Raw genomic sequence first — 17,780 nt, forward strand, 5'->3', positions numbered from 1 at the left:
AAAAATCAATGCTTTGAAACAATTAGGAGATTCTGAAACTATGAACGCATCAGAAATTATAGCAAACCTTACTCAACAGGGTGTTCATTTGTGGGTTGATAATGACAAATTAAAGATTCGCTCACCCAAGGGCATAATCACATTAGAAATGCAAGCAGAAATAGTTGCTTGCAAAGCGGAGATCGTGGCATTTCTACACGAGATGGATGTCGCTACTGATTTAGATTCTGTCCCTTTAAGTCAAGGACTCAATTTACAGACTATTGGTCGTCTAATTGGAGGATTTTCAGAGCAATCAGCTGTAGAGTATAAGCCACCAATTATCGATCCTAAAGTTATGGCTCAAAAGCTGATAGTTACATTTAAACCTTTGCCTAATAGCTACAAAAATCAAGAGATTCGGAAATTTCGCCAAGAATTGGAAGTGAAGTTGAGAGATTATGGAGTCAAAGTTTTATCTTGGGAGGAAGCGATCGCAGAATTTAACTATGACCTAACAATTCCGATAATTAACAAAAATAAAAAATTCAAGTTTAAGGGAGTTAAATCAGAAGTTAATGCAATTATTGATGTAGAAATACCTCCTTCTATTCTAAGAAAACTTGGTATTTTTACAGCAGAGCTTCTCTATCAATTCTATTCTAAATTTGTTTTAAATGGTCGAAAAATACCTGTTATAAAAATGGCTCGATTGAGCAGTTGGGCTGAGGATCATGCAGCTAAGTACGTTGACAATCCTAGTAAAACCCAAGTGATTGTGCTTACTGAAATAGACCATGATTTTATCAACCCTCTGATTCCGTATAAACAAAAAATCAATATTGGCTTAAACACTTTAATCAGAACGTTTTCAGAAATTGTTATTGGAGTATCATCTGATAAAATTTCTATATTAAACATGAATCTTTCAGACTCTATTTTCTCCAAAAATGAGATAGAACGGTTTGTTTTGAAATCACTAATCCCTAAAGTTTTTGTGCCCATCGCTCCACTTTTACTCAGCCGCTTTGAGCTAGGACAGTATAATCCTCAAGAATCTATCTATGCTGCAAAATTAGTGAAATTGGGTCAGGAATTAGCATCAACAGGTTTATTCCCTCCTGGTTTTAAATTGAATGAAGTGATTAAAAGAAAATCCCATAGAGATATTGTCAGCGTCATCATAAATGGTAGAACAGGTGTCTCTTATGGCTTTGTTGCTTATGCTGAACCTCCACAATATTTTGGAGATATAGAGGTAAGTAAAAATGAGTGGGAAAGTCTATTACCTGTTAGAGGATTTAGTAGTAACGAAATTCGTCAAAATGAAAAAGGTAGACGCTATGCCAAAATCAAACTCCTAGACAAATATGTATTTAGGCAAATACCTGATATTTGGCTTGTCAGTTCTCGTTCAGGGTCAAATAAAACAGACTTGAATCTCGCTGATGATATTATCAGAATTGGTTTGAAAGAAAAGCTATATCTCCAACTCCCTAAAGTGATTCATTCGGAGTTAGCAGATATGAAACCTTCTTATGATATTTATGTCATGCTTGCAATTAGTCTTTCTGCGGCTTTGTATACGCCAGAATTAATTAAAGATGGTGCGCCAATTGTTCATTTCCACGGCTACCCAGCATTTGATTGGTTTAAACCAAATGAATACTGTGTTGGGGTAAATAATCCTTCAGTACCTTGTGGAACCTATGAATCTGGTGTATTCAACTTTCTAGGTATTTCGAGCTTGGTCGAACAACAAGCTAGAAATATATCTTTAGTTAGTTTAGTAGAACCAGATCATGGCACAAATTTTATAGCTCATGATTTGGATTATTTAGTCGAAAGATTGAAAACCGGTTGTACAGATGGGCAAATTGAACTAGGTGGAAAACATTTTGCTTCTCTCAAATCGAAGATAGAAGAATGCAGAATCTAAATTTGTGAAATAGGCAATAGTAAATTCAACTAAACCTCGTCTAGAACACCGATTCAGTAATCAGAATTAAGTAGCAGCCTTCTCAGTAGTGCAGGTAAAATTTTTGGCAAGAATATGAAGATTATAGACGACGGCGGTACGGCGAAGATCAAATAGATTTTTGCGAGAACCAACATAACGAGCTTGGCCTGTTTACCATCGACCAATATGAGATAGGGAATGCTCAACAGCAACACGTTCTCGGAGCTTGGCACGACCAGCAGGAGTTAATTGACGTTGTTGTAATTCCCTAAATAAAGGTTCATCAGGATGAATAGAAACACTACGCCCAGTTTTGGAAGTAGTACAACGCTCCCTTAACGGACAAGTTGCACAAATATTTTTTGGGAACTGAACTTGCCACCGACGCTAAAAGGTAAAGTCACCTCATTAGGGCAGCAAATAATCTGATTGTCCTAATCAAGGGTAAAAGCAGTTTTGGTAAACCTCAAGGCGTTTTTAACTTGCCAAGCTTTACAGTAAACAGTCAGTTCGTCACTTCTGTTTTGAACCAAGGAACTACTCAGATAAGCACGGTCAATATGTAACACAACCAGATTCACTTGCTGGCATTTTAAGTCAATGGCAATCGCATCTGTTACTGATGCTTCAGGAATATTTGCTCTGGTGACTCCAACAGCGCGAACCAGCCCATTGTCTAAATCTCGTAAAACATGACGTTTATCACCATCAAATGGCTGGCTTTGACTTTTACGTCCATGTCTCATCTCTTCATCTTCGATTGAGATACATCGTTCTGGTGCAACACCTGTTTTGAGTTTCAGCTCACCGTTATGGAATATATCACAAGAAGAGTTAAATCTTCTTAATAATTTAATTCTAGGTAGATGAAGAAATTGACGGCAGTATTTAAATCCGTTTATAACTTTTAGGCTACTCGATGGTAATAGCGATCGCTTTTGTGATTATATGGACTCATACTAAAGCTACTTGTATGAAATAAACGATCGCTATTCATTATTGATAAGCCATCAAAACTTTCACATAGCAAAATTCACTACTTTGATTACAGAAAATTACTAAACAGCATAGGATTTAAATAAATTCGACAATGGCAACAAAATTATTATGAAATGACTAGCTTTAACGACTTTTCTATCTTTCAACATTTTGTTGTAGGTAAATGTTATCCTGTTAGTCTTAATTTTGAAGCAGTCAAATGGGATATAAAATCTTATTTTTGTTGTGATAATTATTGTAAGTGTGTAGCATTGAGATATTTTATAGCGCAATTAATTTAAAAAAATAAGAAAGCGATAATTTGAACGTTTATTTTCTAAAAGAATATTTAAAATAAAGGTTTGTGATAAAATTATCATGCTGTAAATATCCTATATTATTCTCTCGCGAAAGTAATAGAATAAGGATGTATTTAGTTCGGTGAATCACCATTATTTAGCTAAAATCTTAGGAGTGTCATCAATTTCGATAGCACTCCTATAAATTATGATAGAACTTTTACATAATTTTTTCTCTACTAGCCAGTTTATTCCCCACGGACATTGCTACCTCTGGAAACCAGAATTGGTGTGGTTACATTTGGTTTCAGATGTGTTAACTGGACTTGCTTATTATTCAATCCCAGTGATGTTGGTTTATTTTGTCCGTAAACGGCGAGATGTGCCTTTCGGCTGGATATTCCTGATGTTTGGCACATTCATTGTTGCTTGTGGCACAACCCATTTGATGGATGTGTGGACGCTTTGGTATCCTACCTATTGGCTATCAGGGTTACTCAAAGCTATTACCGCTTTTGTCTCTGTATTGACGGCTATAGAGCTTGTGCCATTAATACCCAAGGCACTGGCTCTACCAAGTCCTGCTCAACTAGAGAAGGAAATTGCTGAACGCATACTAACTGAGGAGGTGTTGAGGGAAAGTAAACAACGCTGGCAATTAGCTTTGCGCGGCAATAATGATGGAATTTGGGACTGGAATGTTAAAACTAATGAAATATTCTTCTCGGCCCGTTGGAAGGAAATGCTTGGTTATGAAGACCACGAAATTTCTAACCATTTAGATGAAAGGATGAAACGAGTACATCCAGATGATCTGGATTGGGTAACACAAGCAGTCCAAGATCACTTTTCTCAGAAAACACCGTTTTACACTACTGAGCATCGAGTTTTATGTAAAGACGGCACTTACAAATGGATTTTGGATCGAGGTCAAGCTCTGTGGGATGAAGATGGTAATGTAGTGCGGATGGCTGGGTCACATACCGATATTACTGAGCGTAAGCAAGCAGAGGAGGCAGTAAGTAGTCTACTTAATCAACTAGAAAATATGGTGGAGGAACGAACAGCACAGTTAACAAGAATTAATCAATCACTACAGACAGAAATTACTGAGCGCCAGCGAATAGAAGAAGCATTACGAGAAAGTGAAGAACGATTCCGTGCTACATTTCATCAAGCTGCTGTTGGCATCGCCCATGTAGCAATAGATGGAAGGTGGTTGTTAGTTAATCAGAAGCTTTGCAATATTCTTGGTTACACACTCGAAGAACTACAGTTGCTAACTTTTCAAGATATTACTCACCCAGATGATATTAATGCCGACCTAAAATATTTTTACCAGATTTTAGCAGATGATATTCAAACTTACTCAATAGAAAAGCGCTATTTTTGTAAAGATCGCTCCATACTTTGGGTTAATCTCACCGTCTCTTTAATGCGCGAACCTAGTGGGGAGCCAAGATATTTGATTTCTGTAGTGGAAGATATTAGCGAACGGCAAGCTGCGCTACGCGATCGCAAGCAGTGGGAGGAGCAAATGCAAGCATCACTCTTAGAAAAAGAGGTGTTATTAAAAGAAATTTATCATCGGGTAAAAAACAATTTACAAGTTATTTCTAGTCTGCTAAGTTTGCAATCTGCTTATATTAAAGACAAGCACGATTTGGTAATATTCCAACAAAGCCAACAACGGATTGCGTCAATGGCTCTAGTTCACGAAAAATTGTATGAGTCTCAAGACTTAGCAAAGATTAATTTTGGTGAATATATTCGAGATTTAGTAGCAAGTTTATTTACTGCATACGAAGTCAATGAAGATGCGATCGCTCTGGTACTAAATATAGACAAACACGTTTTTCTCGGATTAGATACGGCAATTCCTTGTAGCTTAATTATCCATGAGCTTGTATCTAATTCCTTGAAATATGCATTTCCCGTAGGTAGGAATGGTACGATTTATATAGAAATTAACCAAAATCAAGATCGGCAAGTTACACTTGTAGTCAGTGATGACGGAATTGGTTTACCACCAAATTTTAATTTCCAAAAAATAGCTTCTTTAGGCTGGCAGTTAGTGGATGCTTTAACCAATCAACTTTCAGGAAATATCAATATCCAAGGTGATATGGGTGTGAAGTGTCAGGTGACATTTACATTAATATAACAAACTAAAATATGACATCTGCAAAAATCTTAGTTGTAGAAGACGAAGCTATTGTTGCAAAAGATTTACAATATCGACTTATAAAATTTGGTTATACAGTTCCTGTAATTGCTTCTTCAGGACAAGAAGCAATTAACAAAGCAGTAGAAATATCCCCAGATTTAGTGTTAATGGATATTAAATTAAAAGGGTCAATGGATGGGATAGAAGCTGCCCAAGAAATCCATAAGCATTTGGATATTCCAGTAATTTACTTAACGGCTTATGCAGATGATAAAACATTAGCAAGAGCCAAGATAACTGAACCGTTTGGCTACCTACTCAAACCTTTTAAAGAAAGAGAACTACAAACAAATATTGAAATAGCTCTCACTAAACATGGTTTAGAAAGGCAATTAAAAGTAAGTAAAAAATGGCTGGATGCACTTTTAAAAAGTATAGGCGATGGTGTGATTGCTAGCGATTTGCAAGAATTGGTAACTTTCATGAATCCGGTTGCTGAAAATCTGACTGGATGGAAACAGGAAGAAGCTTATGGTAGAAATTCATCAGAAGTATTCAATATTGCTAATGCAGATACTCATAACTCTATTGAAAGTCCGATCGTAAAAGTCCTTCAAGATGGTATTATCGTCAGCCTCCCAGCAGAAACTATTCTGATTACTAGAGAGGGTGGAGAAATACCAATTGATGACAGCGTTGCACCAATTAAAGATGATAAAGATAATATAATGGGTGCTGTGTTAGTGTTTCGAGATATTACTGAGCGCAAACGAGCGATTGAGGCGCGTCAAAGGCAAATTGAGCAAGAGAAACTTGTGTTGCAATGGGAAGAGATAAATCAACTCAAAAATGACTTTTTAAATTTAGTTTCTCACGAACTGCGATCGCCTCTGAGTAATATGAAGTTAATGATTAAAATGATACAATTGTCTACTGATACCGAGGAAGCTCAACGTTATCTAGAACTGATGGAAGGCGAGTGCGATCGCGAGTTAGGATTAATTAACGATCTACTTGACTTACAACGGCTAGAAAGCTCATCTTATCCAGTTATCACACCAGATGCGTTGCTCTTACAGCAGTTCTTAACTTGGATAATTGAGCCATTTCAAATCCGTGTTCAACAACATCAGCAAACTCTAAAGTTGAATCTGCCCTCAAATCTCCCGCCCCTGCTCTCAGATGGCATAAGCTTAGAACGAATCTTAATAGAATTGCTTAATAATGCCTGTAAATACACACCTGCGGGTGGTGAAATTATCCTAAGTGTAAGTCACAATTCCTTGGAAACGCCTGCAAAAACTATTATTACTACCAGTAATTCCGCAGAAATTTCAGCAATAGAGTTACCACGAATCTTTGAAAAATTTTATCGCATCCCCAATGCAGATATCTGGAATCAAGGTGGTTCTGGATTAGGTTTAGCTATAGTACAAAAATTAGTCGAACAATTGCAAGGAAACATTCAAGTAGAAAGCGGTAACGGATGGACAACATTTACCCTTACATTAACTGATTTATTATAGGTCTTTAGGTTCTCTTAAAATTTCCTAATTTTTATCCTACACATAAATTATTAGAGGTGTATAGATAGATATACATCTCTAATAACTGATGTTATAAATATTTTTGCAAATGGTATAAGATAATTAAAGCAAATTATTAAATCTAGAAAAATGGTATTAACTATATCTTCCGCACCCCAAGGTTTTAGTGCATTTATTACTAATTTAGGAATACGCGATACAACTGATGATTTTGTATTTATTAAATCATCAGTTCCTTGTGTTGCTGATGGAGTCTTCACTCAAAGTCTTTTCGCCGGGCCAAGCGTTACTATTAGCCGCGACAACTTAAAAGATTCACAAGTACAAGGAATTGTCGTTATATCTAAAAATGCAAATGTCGCTAATGGTGCTGTTGGCATTGCTGATGCCCAAGAAGTTTTAGAATTGGTTGCAACGGAAACTGGAATTGCTGCACATAATATGGTGATAGCTTCTACAGGCGTAATTGGCAGGCGTTACCCAATTGAAAAAATTCGAGCAGGTTTATTAGGATTGGGGAAAAAATTGACTCCTGCTGATTTTAATGCCGCAGCCCGTGGTATTATGACCACCGATACAGTATCAAAACTAGCTACACGACAAATAGGAAATGCCAAGCTGGTAGGAATTGCCAAAGGTGTTGGCATGATTGAGCCTAATATGGCTACTCTCTTAACTTTCTTTTTTACTGATGCGGCAATTTCTGCAAATAGCCTTCGTTCTATTTTTCGCTCTACTATAGATAAAACCTTTAACTGCTTGAGTGTAGACACTGACACTTCTACTAGTGACTCTGCCGTGATTCTAGCTAATGGAATAGCCGGCGAAGTTTCAGAAGCAGATTTTGCCAGCGCATTGCAAGAAGTTGCACAAGAATTGGTGCTGAAAATTGCCAGAGATGCAGAAGGTGCCACCAAAATTATTGAGGTGACTGTAGATTCAGCTATTAATTATGTACAAGCGAAAAAAGTAGCTAAAGCAATTGTCAATTCACCATTAGTAAAAACCGCCGTCTATGGAGCAGATCCGAATTGGGGACGAGTTGCGATGGCTATAGGTAAATGTGAAAATGAACAGCAGATAAATCCAGAACGAGTTGTTATTAGTTTTGATGACGTGAAAGTTTATCCTAGTAGTTTAACTAATGAAAATCTGGAACAATTGCGGCAAATTATGTCCAAAGACAAAGTAGATATTCATGTTAGCCTCAATATTGGTGAAGCTTCTGCAACTGTATGGGGTTGCGATCTTTCAGAGGGTTATATAGAAATTAATGGTAAATACTCAACTTGATTAACAAGAAGAGATGCGAAATTGCACTGGGCTTCAAACTGCTACGTTAATGTCTTGTTGCGTTAACGCGTCTCTACATATAGGAATTCGATTTGATTTTTGTTCGCGTGGACAAGAAAGAGGTAATAGGCAATAGGAAAGAATGGTTTTTGAGTTGTACGGAGTTTTTTCAAAAATCAAATATGAGTCCTATAGCTCAATACGGTTCAGTTAAGGCTAAAACTCTTTGTCAAAGTCAATTTTTTTTACGAACCACAGAGACACAGAGAAGCCAGTGCGTTGGGCGGGTTCCCCGACTTAAAGCAACTGGCGCGGCACTGAGAGAATAAAGAAATGCTTAACTGAACTGCATTGTCCTATAGCTTGGATAGATACCTACACAAATTTGCAATAGCTGGCGTTGAAGCCTCAGCAACACAGCATACCTGCCTTCTTCATCGGTAATATTCGGAACCTCACCTTGCTATCAGGGAGAGAAACTTTGGCATCAGCCAAAAGTGGGATTATGTGCTTTCGGACATGATATTAGTCAAAAGTGTAGAGATGGATAAATGGCGGAGGGACATTAAGAGGTAATTGCTTTGTCAAAAAAGTTGACGCAGGTAGTCATTGTGTAATATAGTATGTTACATGAGTAATGAGTTAGATTAAAAAAACTTCCTAGCCAGTACATCACGGTGAAAATAAAATTATCATTTGTATACAAGTAGTTGATATTACAAGAAAAATTTTAAAATCTCATATTTAACACAAAATAACTCTATTAACGCTGCATAACTAAACAAATATGGATTTTGACTATTTTAGAAGCAATGAAGGCACTCCTACAAATAATACCCGCCAAAGCTTGCTTGCTAGTGGGTGGCGACCCTTTAACCGAGAGTTAGATTGGGGTTTTTTATGGCAACTGTTGTATAGTGACTCCCGCGAATTAACTCAAAAAAGTTTGAATTTAGCGAGTAATGTTGCTGATATTTTGGGGCGAAATAATTATGCTTGGTGGGCTAATTTATTAAATATTGTATCTGACAATACCCGCTACGAAGTTGAAAAATTTTGGAATTACATCACACCAGATCCCCAATCACCAGATCATCGCTACAAAGATGTTTTGAGTACGGAAACACCTATCGTTCAATTTGTCAGTCGTAGTAGCATTCCCATTGATTATGTTCTTAACCGACTGCAAGAAATTACTGTACTGCGAGTTTTGGGTGTGTTGGGTAATCCTGACATTATTACTCAGTATTATTCAGAAAGAGATTTTTATTTTCCTATAGATAGATTTATTAGCTGGGAACGTTTAGATGTGATTAATACTGTTTATGCTTACTGGGCAAAGCATGACGTTTGGTTGCAAATTGATCCCTACGATCGCGGGCGGCGACAATATAGTTTAATGGCGAGAAATCTTGCCCCACTAATTAACAAGGCAACTTACGACTTGGCAGTTATGCTGAGTGGATATCAAAGTCGTGTAGGTAAAGTTCACAGCCAATTTCCCATTCGCACATTTCCGGCAGATATCCAACAGTTTACTGATGCTGTACAGCAAGCGATTCTGAATCAAAACCAGTTAGCGGTTGTTGTACATGGGAAACCAGGTACTGGTAAAACAGTCTGGACACAAGCTGTAGCAAAAGAAATTCTTGTACCTTTAGGGTATGTAATTTTTATTTTAGATCATGATGCGATCGCTAATTTTGTTCCCCCAACTTACATAGAGCGTATTTGTATCGTTATTAACGAAGCTGATAATCTAGCGCAAAACCGCGCTTCTGAGGTAGCGCAATACAATAACAAAACCGAACACATTCTCAGTTTGCTGGATGGTACTTTGTATCAAAGTGTCATTGATGAGTCTGGTATCCAGATGCAGCAACGATTAGTTGTCTTGATGACTTGTAACACTACTGAAAGATTAGATCCAGCCATGTTACGTAAGGGCAGGGTGGATTTAATATATGAGTTTACGCAATTATTTGTTTGACATCCTCACCGCCGTGAACGCACGGTGATTCTGGAGTAATGAGTAATAAGTAATAAGTAAATGAGTAAATACCCATTTTTCATCCATTCATTACTCATTACTCATTACTCCTTACTTTAAAAGCCGTGCTGGAAACACGGGGTTTTAAACCCATTTTTCTGATAAAATCTACTGTCACCATAGTTTCACCTGTTTTTGGGATACAAGCTGATGCTGTTTGCGCCAAGCTTGGGGAGGTAAACCGTGATGTTGGCGAAACTGACGAGAAAAATGAGACACATCTTGATAACCTAATGCTTTGGCAATCTTCTCGATTGTCTGATTATTATTTTGGAGTAAAAAACGAGCGCCTGCCATTCGGCGTTTGACAATCCAGCAGTTTACAGTCTCTCCTGTTTGCCTTGAGACTCGGTTAGTTAAGTAAGCAGGTGAGTAACCAACAGCAACAGCCACATCACACAAAGTAATTCCTTGATGATAATGGGCTTCGATAAAGTCGAAAACTTCTTTTAATTGAGGAATGCTGGGAAAGATTGACTTAGAAGGGATTGTGGGTTCTTCAGGTGCGATCGCACTTGGAGTATTATCTACAAATACTGATTTTGGAGCTTTCTCAAATTTCATAGCGCACCAGTATTGCAGAGTAGCTTGCTTTTCTAGTCGGATAGCGATCGCTCTGAGCAATTCGTCTAGTGTCGAGGGTTTGGTAAGATAATCATCTGCTCCCAATTCCATAGCTTTGCGAACATCTGCTTTGTTACTACTCCCAGTCAGAAAAATAAAAGGAATAATTGCAGTAACAGGATCTAGGCGTAGCCTACTTAAAACGCTATAACCATCCATATCGGGCATCGTGATATCGCAAATAACTAAGTCGGGTATATACTCTTTTGCTTGTTGAATACCAGCAAGGCCGTTGTCAGCACTGATTGTATCAAAACCTTTAGCCTTAAGACCTTTTAAATAAAGATCGCGGGTAACATTATCATCTTCAATGACGAGAATTTTATTTGACGATTCGTACATAATTTTTTATTACCATAACTTTTAGCAGAAGCTGGTTAATATTAAACTGTGGCGGAATTTTGCCTAGTTTAGTTAGGTTTACACCGTACTGTACTCAACTTTTTTGTGAGTATGAAAATAGGCATAAGCTTAATTAGTTCGTTCCGAGAGTTGTGATTGTTAAGTTGTTAATTAATAACTAATCTTTATTTCAACATTCATAACTCGGAACTACTAAACTCTGACTTGATTAATGCCAACGTCACAGTAAACGTAGTGCCCACACCTAGTTGACTTTCCACAGATACTTGACCATGATGTAAGTCTACCAAGGTTTTAAGAATTGACAGTCCTAGTCCAGTGCCAGGTATGTGATCGATGTTAGTTCCACGGTAAAATGGTTCAAATATTCGTTGTTGATCTAGTGCTGAAATACCAATACCTCTATCTTCAACCTGGAAAATTAATTGCTCATTTTCGCAAGAAAGTCTCAAATCAATTGTCATACCGGAGGGAGAATATTTTATTGCATTATCGAGCAAATTTTTCAAAATCGGCTCTAACAGTTTTTTGTCTATGCAGGCTGTTAGAGAATTTTCTTGAGTGACAAAATTAATCGGAACTTTACTAATGCTCATCTGCATTTCTGCAACTAAGTCCTTACAGAAATCAACTAACTCAAGTGGCTTTGGCTCATAGTTTATTTTTGCTGCTTCTGCCTTAGAGAAAAATAAAATATCATCCAACATCTGACCAAGTTGTTCTGTAGCTTTTTGAATGTGATCCAGCAGTGGTTGGATTTTCTTCTGTGTACGTTTGTCTACTTCTTCCTTTAATAAACTATTAGAAAATGAAACAATATTCAACGGTGTACGGAATTGATGGCAAACCATAGAAAGAAAACGCGCTCTAAGTTCGCTAAGTTGTTTTGCTTGTTCTAAAGCTTGGTTAAGACCTAATTCTGCATATTTGTAATCGGTAATATCAATGCCTGCAATCATTTCTACTGGTTTCCCACCAAAATCTAGCACTCCATCCAGCATTACAACCGCACAAGCTAGCCATCGCTCTGTACCGCTTTTTGTCAGAATATTCATCTCCTGGTATTCAAAGTTAGTTGCTTCACTCTGCTTACGTACCTGCCTGCGTCTTTTGCTTTTAATCAGTCGGCGAATATCAAAACCCGTTAACAGTTCCTCTTTTGTGTAACCAGTCAGTTGCTCTACTGCTGGATTTATGTAGCAAAGCCGCGTACCTTGAATTAGAAAAGTGCTGGTATCTGTTGTTTCGGCTAAAGTCCGAAATCTAACTGCGTTTAGCCGCAATGCCTCTTCAGTCTGTTTCGATTCAGTAATGTCCCAAATACTCCAGACTCTACCAATAATTTTGCCATCCAACAAGTGAGGTTTTGAGTAGTGTGCAAAAACTCTCCCATCTTTCAATTCCAGAATATCGTAGCTCTCAAAATCAGAGTGGCTAGACACTTCCCAAATTAGTCGATTAAAGGCTTGTGGATCTTTAAGTTGATTCTCAAAAAAGGCTTTGCATCGAGGACATTTCTTAGATAATATTAGGGACTCCGGGATCTGCCACATATCCACAAATTTCTGATTCAAGCTCAGAATATCTCCCTCAGAGTTAACTGCAACAATACCAATGGCAGTAGATTCGAGAGTAGAACGAAGCAAAGAAAGAGATGCTTGTAGTTCTATTTCTTTTGATTTTAGTTGAGAAAATTCCTGCTGTAAATTGTCTTTGGCATCCCTTAATTCATCAGTCCACTTTTGCACGCTCAATTCTACTATTTCATCACTTATTTCTCGAACAAAAGCACAGCCAAATTCTATATCTTGTTGTTTTACATAGTTAATGGATATTTCTACCAGAAAGATCCGCCCTCGTTTTGTGCGGTAGCGAGATTTAAAGGTAAGAGAACCTTCTGAGTTAATATTTGACCAGTTATGTAGAGAAAAATCTACGTCTATATCTTGCAACCTCATGGAAAGTAATTCCTCACGGGAATATTCAGTCATCTGGCAAGTGGCATCGTTGACGTAGAGAAACTGTGCATTTTCTCCTAAACAAAAGGCAGCATCTACAGCTTGATTTATTAGAAAGTGAGCAAACTTCATTTCTATTTCTGGCTGTAGTGGCCATTGAGTGTTTGATTTAGCTAATCTATAATCGCCAGAATTCATATCCCTACTTGCTCCTGGTAATTAATCAGCACCATAGCCATTAATGAGTTTGATAGTCATAACTAACTAAAAACTCTGGTGCAGTGTTAGGCAGTTAAAAAATAAAATTAGTTAGTAAATTAAAAAATATTACTAACGGACTTAACAAAACTTATCATACCAATAAAAAGGGAATAATTTAACCAATTTTTCCTGAAAAAATTCAATATTTAATTTAAAATTTATTATTGACTTAAACAAATTTTGAGGAATGCAAAAAATAGACAAATCAAATCTAGATTAGTCAATATACCTTATTAGCTAAGAGTTGAAAATTCTCAATCTATAAGTAGAAAAAATGTTTTAAATATATACTAATACTACTTTTCGTAATTCGCAATTCCTGTTAAGTAAGGATTTTAGACATTTAAAATGGGTGGCTTATTTCAGCCAAACTGTCCTAGTACAGGACTGCGGAAATTTGTGTACCTTTAACAAGTAAAGAGATGTAGCCTGCACCATAGCTAAGAAATGGTTCACCAACCCAAAGTTACTGGGTTTCGACTGGTAAACGGTTAAATGAGAAAAATTTTTGTTCCTTACCCTTTCCGAGAGAAAGGACTTTGACCAAATACTACTGTAGAGTCGTTTGATTATCAACATAAATGAATTTACCGGGCTTGGCTAGGCTTTAATCAAAAAATTTTAACTCATTAGTTCATTTTCTTAACTTATCTTAACTTACTCTATCAGGGATTTAACTATAGAAGAATATGCTTAGTCATCCGTCGCAAGAAATACATTTACATAACACAAACACGTATAAATTAGCGTATAATTTTATATCTAAATTTTTAAGAAAAAACGTCATCCGTCAAAAGAAATACAAATGGACTAAAAAAACACGTATTAGTTTGCGTATAAGGTTGTGTTTATTTTGTCATAAAGCAACATTTTAGTCGAAATCTACGTAACTGTTGATAAATCGCCAGAGGCTAGAAAGGGAGTTTTAAAAGGCTTTAGAGGTTGTTTGAAAAGTATTTCGCTGTGACTTTAGACACTTTTAGATCCCCCCTAACCCCCCTTGAAAAAGGGGGAACCGGAGTCAAAGTCCCCCTTTTTAAGGGGAGCCAGTGCGGTCTTCTCCCAAAGGGAGAGGCTAGCGCCTTCGCGGAGCGTCTCGTAGAGAAGGGGGTTTCCCCCATGAGCAACTGGCGTGGATTTAGGGGGATCTAGAATGTTTTGCTACCAAGAAGAGGACTTTTCAAACATCCTCTTAGACTTAAATACCTAATCTCTTTTCTCAAGGAATACCTACTCAACGCTTAGTCATCTCTCACAGGATATATAAAAAGTGAAGTAACTATGTCTTTATCGTTACAAATAATTGACTCGATGAGTTTTTGGTGGCAATATAAAGACCGCTAAACTGTTGTAGCTCGGCTTATGCTACAAAGCAAATTCAAAAGTTTATACGGAAGACAGGCAGTTGCTAATTTGCAAGCACCTGGGCAAAAAAGTAAAAGAATTGTCATTTTTATCAAAAGATTTTCTATTGTAAATTTGGTCATGTAGCTCAGTAGCGATGCCTACGGCGGGATACGCCTACGCAGAATATAAATTTTTCGGAATCACTAAGTTTAAAATGTTGCAATAGTTATACAGCGAAAGAATTGCCACTTTTATCGAAAGATTTATCATTGCAGATATGCTTTTATGGTAGTAGTCATCAGAAATTAATAACTTTTCCAGGCAGTCTAATGAATAGGTTGGTGCGATTAAAAACAACTATGTAAAGCTTTATAAAAATTCTGAGAGATGCTTGAGTTAAGCTTAATTTCTTTTTTGCATACCTTTTGATCATTTAGTTTTATTCCTGCCAACCTACTTAAGTATTGTAGAAACGAAAAATTTGACACCTCCATCAAAAGATTTTTGATTGCATATCAGTTATCATCCCCTCTATTGTGGTTCTTAGAAGCACAGCCTTACTTGCTGTATGCTTTGCAAAAATTTTTTGGTAGTGCTATCACAACCATCAATCAGCAGCAATCAACCGTTTCTACTATCGATCAAACTCGGTCATAGCTGTGATAAACAACAGAGTTGTTCGTATTAAATATTGCTAGCGCTGTGATTGTAAAGTAAAAAGCCTTTGTGTAACTTTATGTAATTAAGTGAAACCATGAGTCAAAGCTATACTGGTTCCAACTCTCCTCTCATCACTACTGAGCCATACAAAGAATTTCCAGCAAATAGATATGTAGAATCTTCTCGTCAGCTTGATGAATCGGAGAATAACGGGGGAACTCAGCCTTTTTTAGATGATGAAACACCAGCAACGCTCTCAGTTGCCGATGCGATCGCTCAGATGTTGGTAAATTTGGGAGTAAGCTACGCTTTTGGTGTCGCTGGTGGCGCGATGGCCAGCCTTTGGGGTGCGCTATCAAATAGCAGTATCGAGGTATTGAACTTCCGCCATGAAGCGGGAGCAGCCTTTGCAGCCACCGAAGCTTACTTTGCCAATAATCGCCCCACTGTAGTTTTTACCACAGCCGGGCCGGGGATCACTAACGCGCTGACCGGATTATTTGCGGCTCGTGGTGAAGGTGCAAAGGTAATTTTGCTATCAGCTTGCACCTCTGCACCGCAGCGTGGACGTTGGGCAATTCAAGAAACCAGCACTTATACATTGCCCAGTGGGGGAATTTTTACGCCAGGAGCGCTATTCAACTATGCAATCACTATTGAATCTGCGGGTCAACTACCGCAGATTTTCCGCAAACTTGCTTTAGCTATGGCGCAACCGGGTGGATTTGTTGCCCATTTGAGTATTCCCACCGCAGTGCAGACAAGTTTAGTTGAGGATGTAGCATTACCCCAACTAGATGTTACTCCATTTCCGATGACTGCTTCCAAAGAAGCGATCGCTAAATCTGTAGAGTTATTATCATCTGGCCCCTTTGCTATCTGGGTTGGTTTCGGTGCGCGTGACGCAGCAGAGGAAATTCTTGAACTCGCTGAAAAAACGGGAGCAGCCGTTATGTGTTCCCCCCGTGGTAAAGGTATCTTCCCTGAAGATCATCCCCAGTTTGTGGGTGTCACAGGTTTAGGCGGTCATGCTTCCGTCTTAACTTATATGGAACAACAACCTCCACTACGCACACTCGTATTAGGAACCCGCCTTGGCGAACCGACTTCCTTCTGGAGTTCGGCGCTAGTTCCAAAAGAAGGTTTCATCCATGTAGATATTGACCCAGAAGTGCCGGGTGTAGCCTATCCCCACGTTGAAACTTTCGCAGTTCGCTCTGATATCAAAGCTTTTGTGGAAGAATTATTGGAGCAATTACCAGATGCTCCTCGTTCCACAACTTTGTCGCTACCTCATCCAGAACGCAAAGCAATTGAACCTGCACCAGACGTAGATTATCCAGTGCGGCCAGAAGTATTGATGGCAGCAATTCAAAAGATAATTGTTGAAGGTAGCGATGCAGTAGTAATGGCGGAGTGTGGTAACTCATTTACTTGGTCAACCCATCTACTCCAATTTACCGAAACCAATCGTTATCGAGTCAGCACCGGAGTCGGCGCAATGGGTCACGCCGTTACTGGAGTATTGGGTGCAGCGCTGGCAAACAATAGCAAAGCTGTAGGGATTGTCGGCGATGGAGCAATGCTGATGAATAACGAAATCAGCACAGCCGTGAAATACAAAATTCCAGCGATTTGGATTGTTCTCAACGATGCGCGTTATAACATGTGCCATCAAGGGATGAAAATCTTGGGATTAAAGGGCGCAGATGCCACACTTCCACCAACAAACTTCGCCATGATTGCTCGTGGGATGGGAGCAGAAGCGATCGTAGTTGTTAGAGAGTCGGATATTGAAGCGGCATTAGAACAAGCGATCGCATCATCTGTTCCCTTTCTCATTGATGTCGTAATTGACGCTGATCGCCCAGCACCTTCTGGTGGACGTAATAAGAGTTTAGCAGCACAAGGAATTAAATCAACAGCTAAAAATGGAGCCAAGCAAGTTTCATTTCCAATGGTTTGATTTTGCTGGCAACGTTCGATTTTTTTCTAACGAACCGTAAAGAAATAGATAAGTAATCTTATGACGGCAAGAGACTAAAACACGAGAGCATCACAATCTTTCAAAAATTCACGATACTGATGCAAAAACCCTTTACAACTCTCTTACCTTCGCGCTCTTTGCGCCCTTTGCGGTTCGTTTTCTCATTCTCTTATTCCAGCAACTACATTCACCAAACTGGAACTTCGAAATATTTGCTTTCTAACTTCACTCAATCTTAATATTCCAACCTGATTTTGTGTCTATATCTTTACATTTTGTAATGCTAATTACTTTCTCTAACCAATCC

Annotated in this window: 9 protein-coding genes and 1 pseudogene; 7 read left to right on the plus strand and 3 right to left on the minus strand. The window is 38.1% G+C overall.

Annotated features, from left to right (window positions below; translation table 11 throughout):
* Positions 1–40 precede the first annotated feature (40 nt).
* The gene (locus GJB62_RS29575; protein WP_114080666.1) at positions 41–1,918 is read left to right on the plus strand and encodes a hypothetical protein; all 1,878 of its coding nucleotides are present in this window, start codon (positions 41–43) and stop codon (positions 1,916–1,918) included.
* A 66-nt stretch (positions 1,919–1,984) separates the two neighbouring features.
* Here the strand turns inward: GJB62_RS29575 and GJB62_RS37675 are convergent.
* Positions 1,985–2,748 (minus strand): annotated as a pseudogene (locus GJB62_RS37675) (transposase); the annotation flags it as partial.
* Between the two features lie 676 nt (positions 2,749–3,424).
* Between GJB62_RS37675 and GJB62_RS29590 the strand changes: the two are divergent.
* From GJB62_RS29590 to GJB62_RS29605, 4 genes are all read left to right on the plus strand, one after another.
* Entirely contained in the window at positions 3,425–5,380 is a 1,956-nt protein-coding gene (locus tag GJB62_RS29590; RefSeq protein WP_114080664.1) for a PAS domain S-box protein, read from the plus strand.
* Positions 5,381–5,391: 11 nt separating this feature from the next.
* Positions 5,392–6,909, plus strand: a complete 1,518-nt coding sequence (locus GJB62_RS29595; RefSeq protein WP_114080663.1) for a response regulator — start codon at positions 5,392–5,394, stop codon at positions 6,907–6,909.
* A gap of 150 nt (positions 6,910–7,059) precedes the next feature.
* Positions 7,060–8,223 (plus strand): bifunctional glutamate N-acetyltransferase/amino-acid acetyltransferase ArgJ, encoded by a 1,164-nt coding sequence (gene argJ, locus GJB62_RS29600; protein WP_114080662.1) that lies wholly within the window; start codon positions 7,060–7,062, stop codon positions 8,221–8,223.
* A 787-nt stretch (positions 8,224–9,010) separates the two neighbouring features.
* On the plus strand, positions 9,011–10,213 hold the full coding sequence (locus GJB62_RS29605) for an AAA family ATPase (protein WP_114080661.1): 1,203 nt from the start codon (positions 9,011–9,013) through the stop codon (positions 10,211–10,213).
* 174 nt (positions 10,214–10,387) lie between these two features.
* Here the strand turns inward: GJB62_RS29605 and GJB62_RS29610 are convergent, their stop codons facing one another.
* Entirely contained in the window at positions 10,388–11,239 is an 852-nt protein-coding gene (locus GJB62_RS29610) for a response regulator (RefSeq protein ID WP_181852792.1), read from the minus strand.
* A gap of 197 nt (positions 11,240–11,436) precedes the next feature.
* The gene (locus GJB62_RS29615; RefSeq protein ID WP_114080659.1) at positions 11,437–13,416 is read right to left on the minus strand and encodes a scytonemin biosynthesis sensor histidine kinase; all 1,980 of its coding nucleotides are present in this window, start codon (positions 13,414–13,416) and stop codon (positions 11,437–11,439) included.
* A 1,914-nt stretch (positions 13,417–15,330) separates the two neighbouring features.
* Here GJB62_RS29615 and GJB62_RS29625 point away from each other — a divergent pair.
* Positions 15,331–15,483, plus strand: a complete 153-nt coding sequence (locus tag GJB62_RS29625; RefSeq protein WP_159402607.1) for a hypothetical protein — start codon at positions 15,331–15,333, stop codon at positions 15,481–15,483.
* 97 nt (positions 15,484–15,580) lie between these two features.
* Positions 15,581–17,452 carry a scytonemin biosynthesis protein ScyA gene (gene scyA, locus GJB62_RS29630; protein ID WP_114080657.1) on the plus strand — a complete coding sequence of 624 codons (1,872 nt, stop codon included), beginning with the start codon at positions 15,581–15,583 and terminating at the stop codon, positions 17,450–17,452.
* The last annotated feature ends 328 nt before the right edge of the window (positions 17,453–17,780 follow it).

This window comes from Nostoc sp. ATCC 53789 (genome assembly GCF_009873495.1).
Classification (GTDB): Bacteria; Cyanobacteriota; Cyanobacteriia; order Cyanobacteriales; family Nostocaceae; genus Nostoc; species Nostoc muscorum_A.

Excerpts from the sequence above, each read along its gene's own strand:
- GJB62_RS29575 (WP_114080666.1), top strand. The coding sequence starts at position 41 with ATGAACGCATCAGAAATTATAGCAAACCTTACTCAACAGGGTGTTCAT.
- GJB62_RS29590 (WP_114080664.1), top strand. The coding sequence starts at position 3,425 with ATGATAGAACTTTTACATAATTTTTTCTCTACTAGCCAGTTTATTCCC.
- GJB62_RS29595 (WP_114080663.1), top strand. The coding sequence starts at position 5,392 with ATGACATCTGCAAAAATCTTAGTTGTAGAAGACGAAGCTATTGTTGCA.
- argJ (WP_114080662.1), top strand. The coding sequence starts at position 7,060 with ATGGTATTAACTATATCTTCCGCACCCCAAGGTTTTAGTGCATTTATT.
- GJB62_RS29605 (WP_114080661.1), top strand. The coding sequence starts at position 9,011 with ATGGATTTTGACTATTTTAGAAGCAATGAAGGCACTCCTACAAATAAT.
- GJB62_RS29610 (WP_181852792.1), bottom strand. The coding sequence starts at position 11,239 with ATGTACGAATCGTCAAATAAAATTCTCGTCATTGAAGATGATAATGTT.
- GJB62_RS29615 (WP_114080659.1), bottom strand. The coding sequence starts at position 13,416 with ATGAATTCTGGCGATTATAGATTAGCTAAATCAAACACTCAATGGCCA.
- scyA (WP_114080657.1), top strand. The coding sequence starts at position 15,581 with ATGAGTCAAAGCTATACTGGTTCCAACTCTCCTCTCATCACTACTGAG.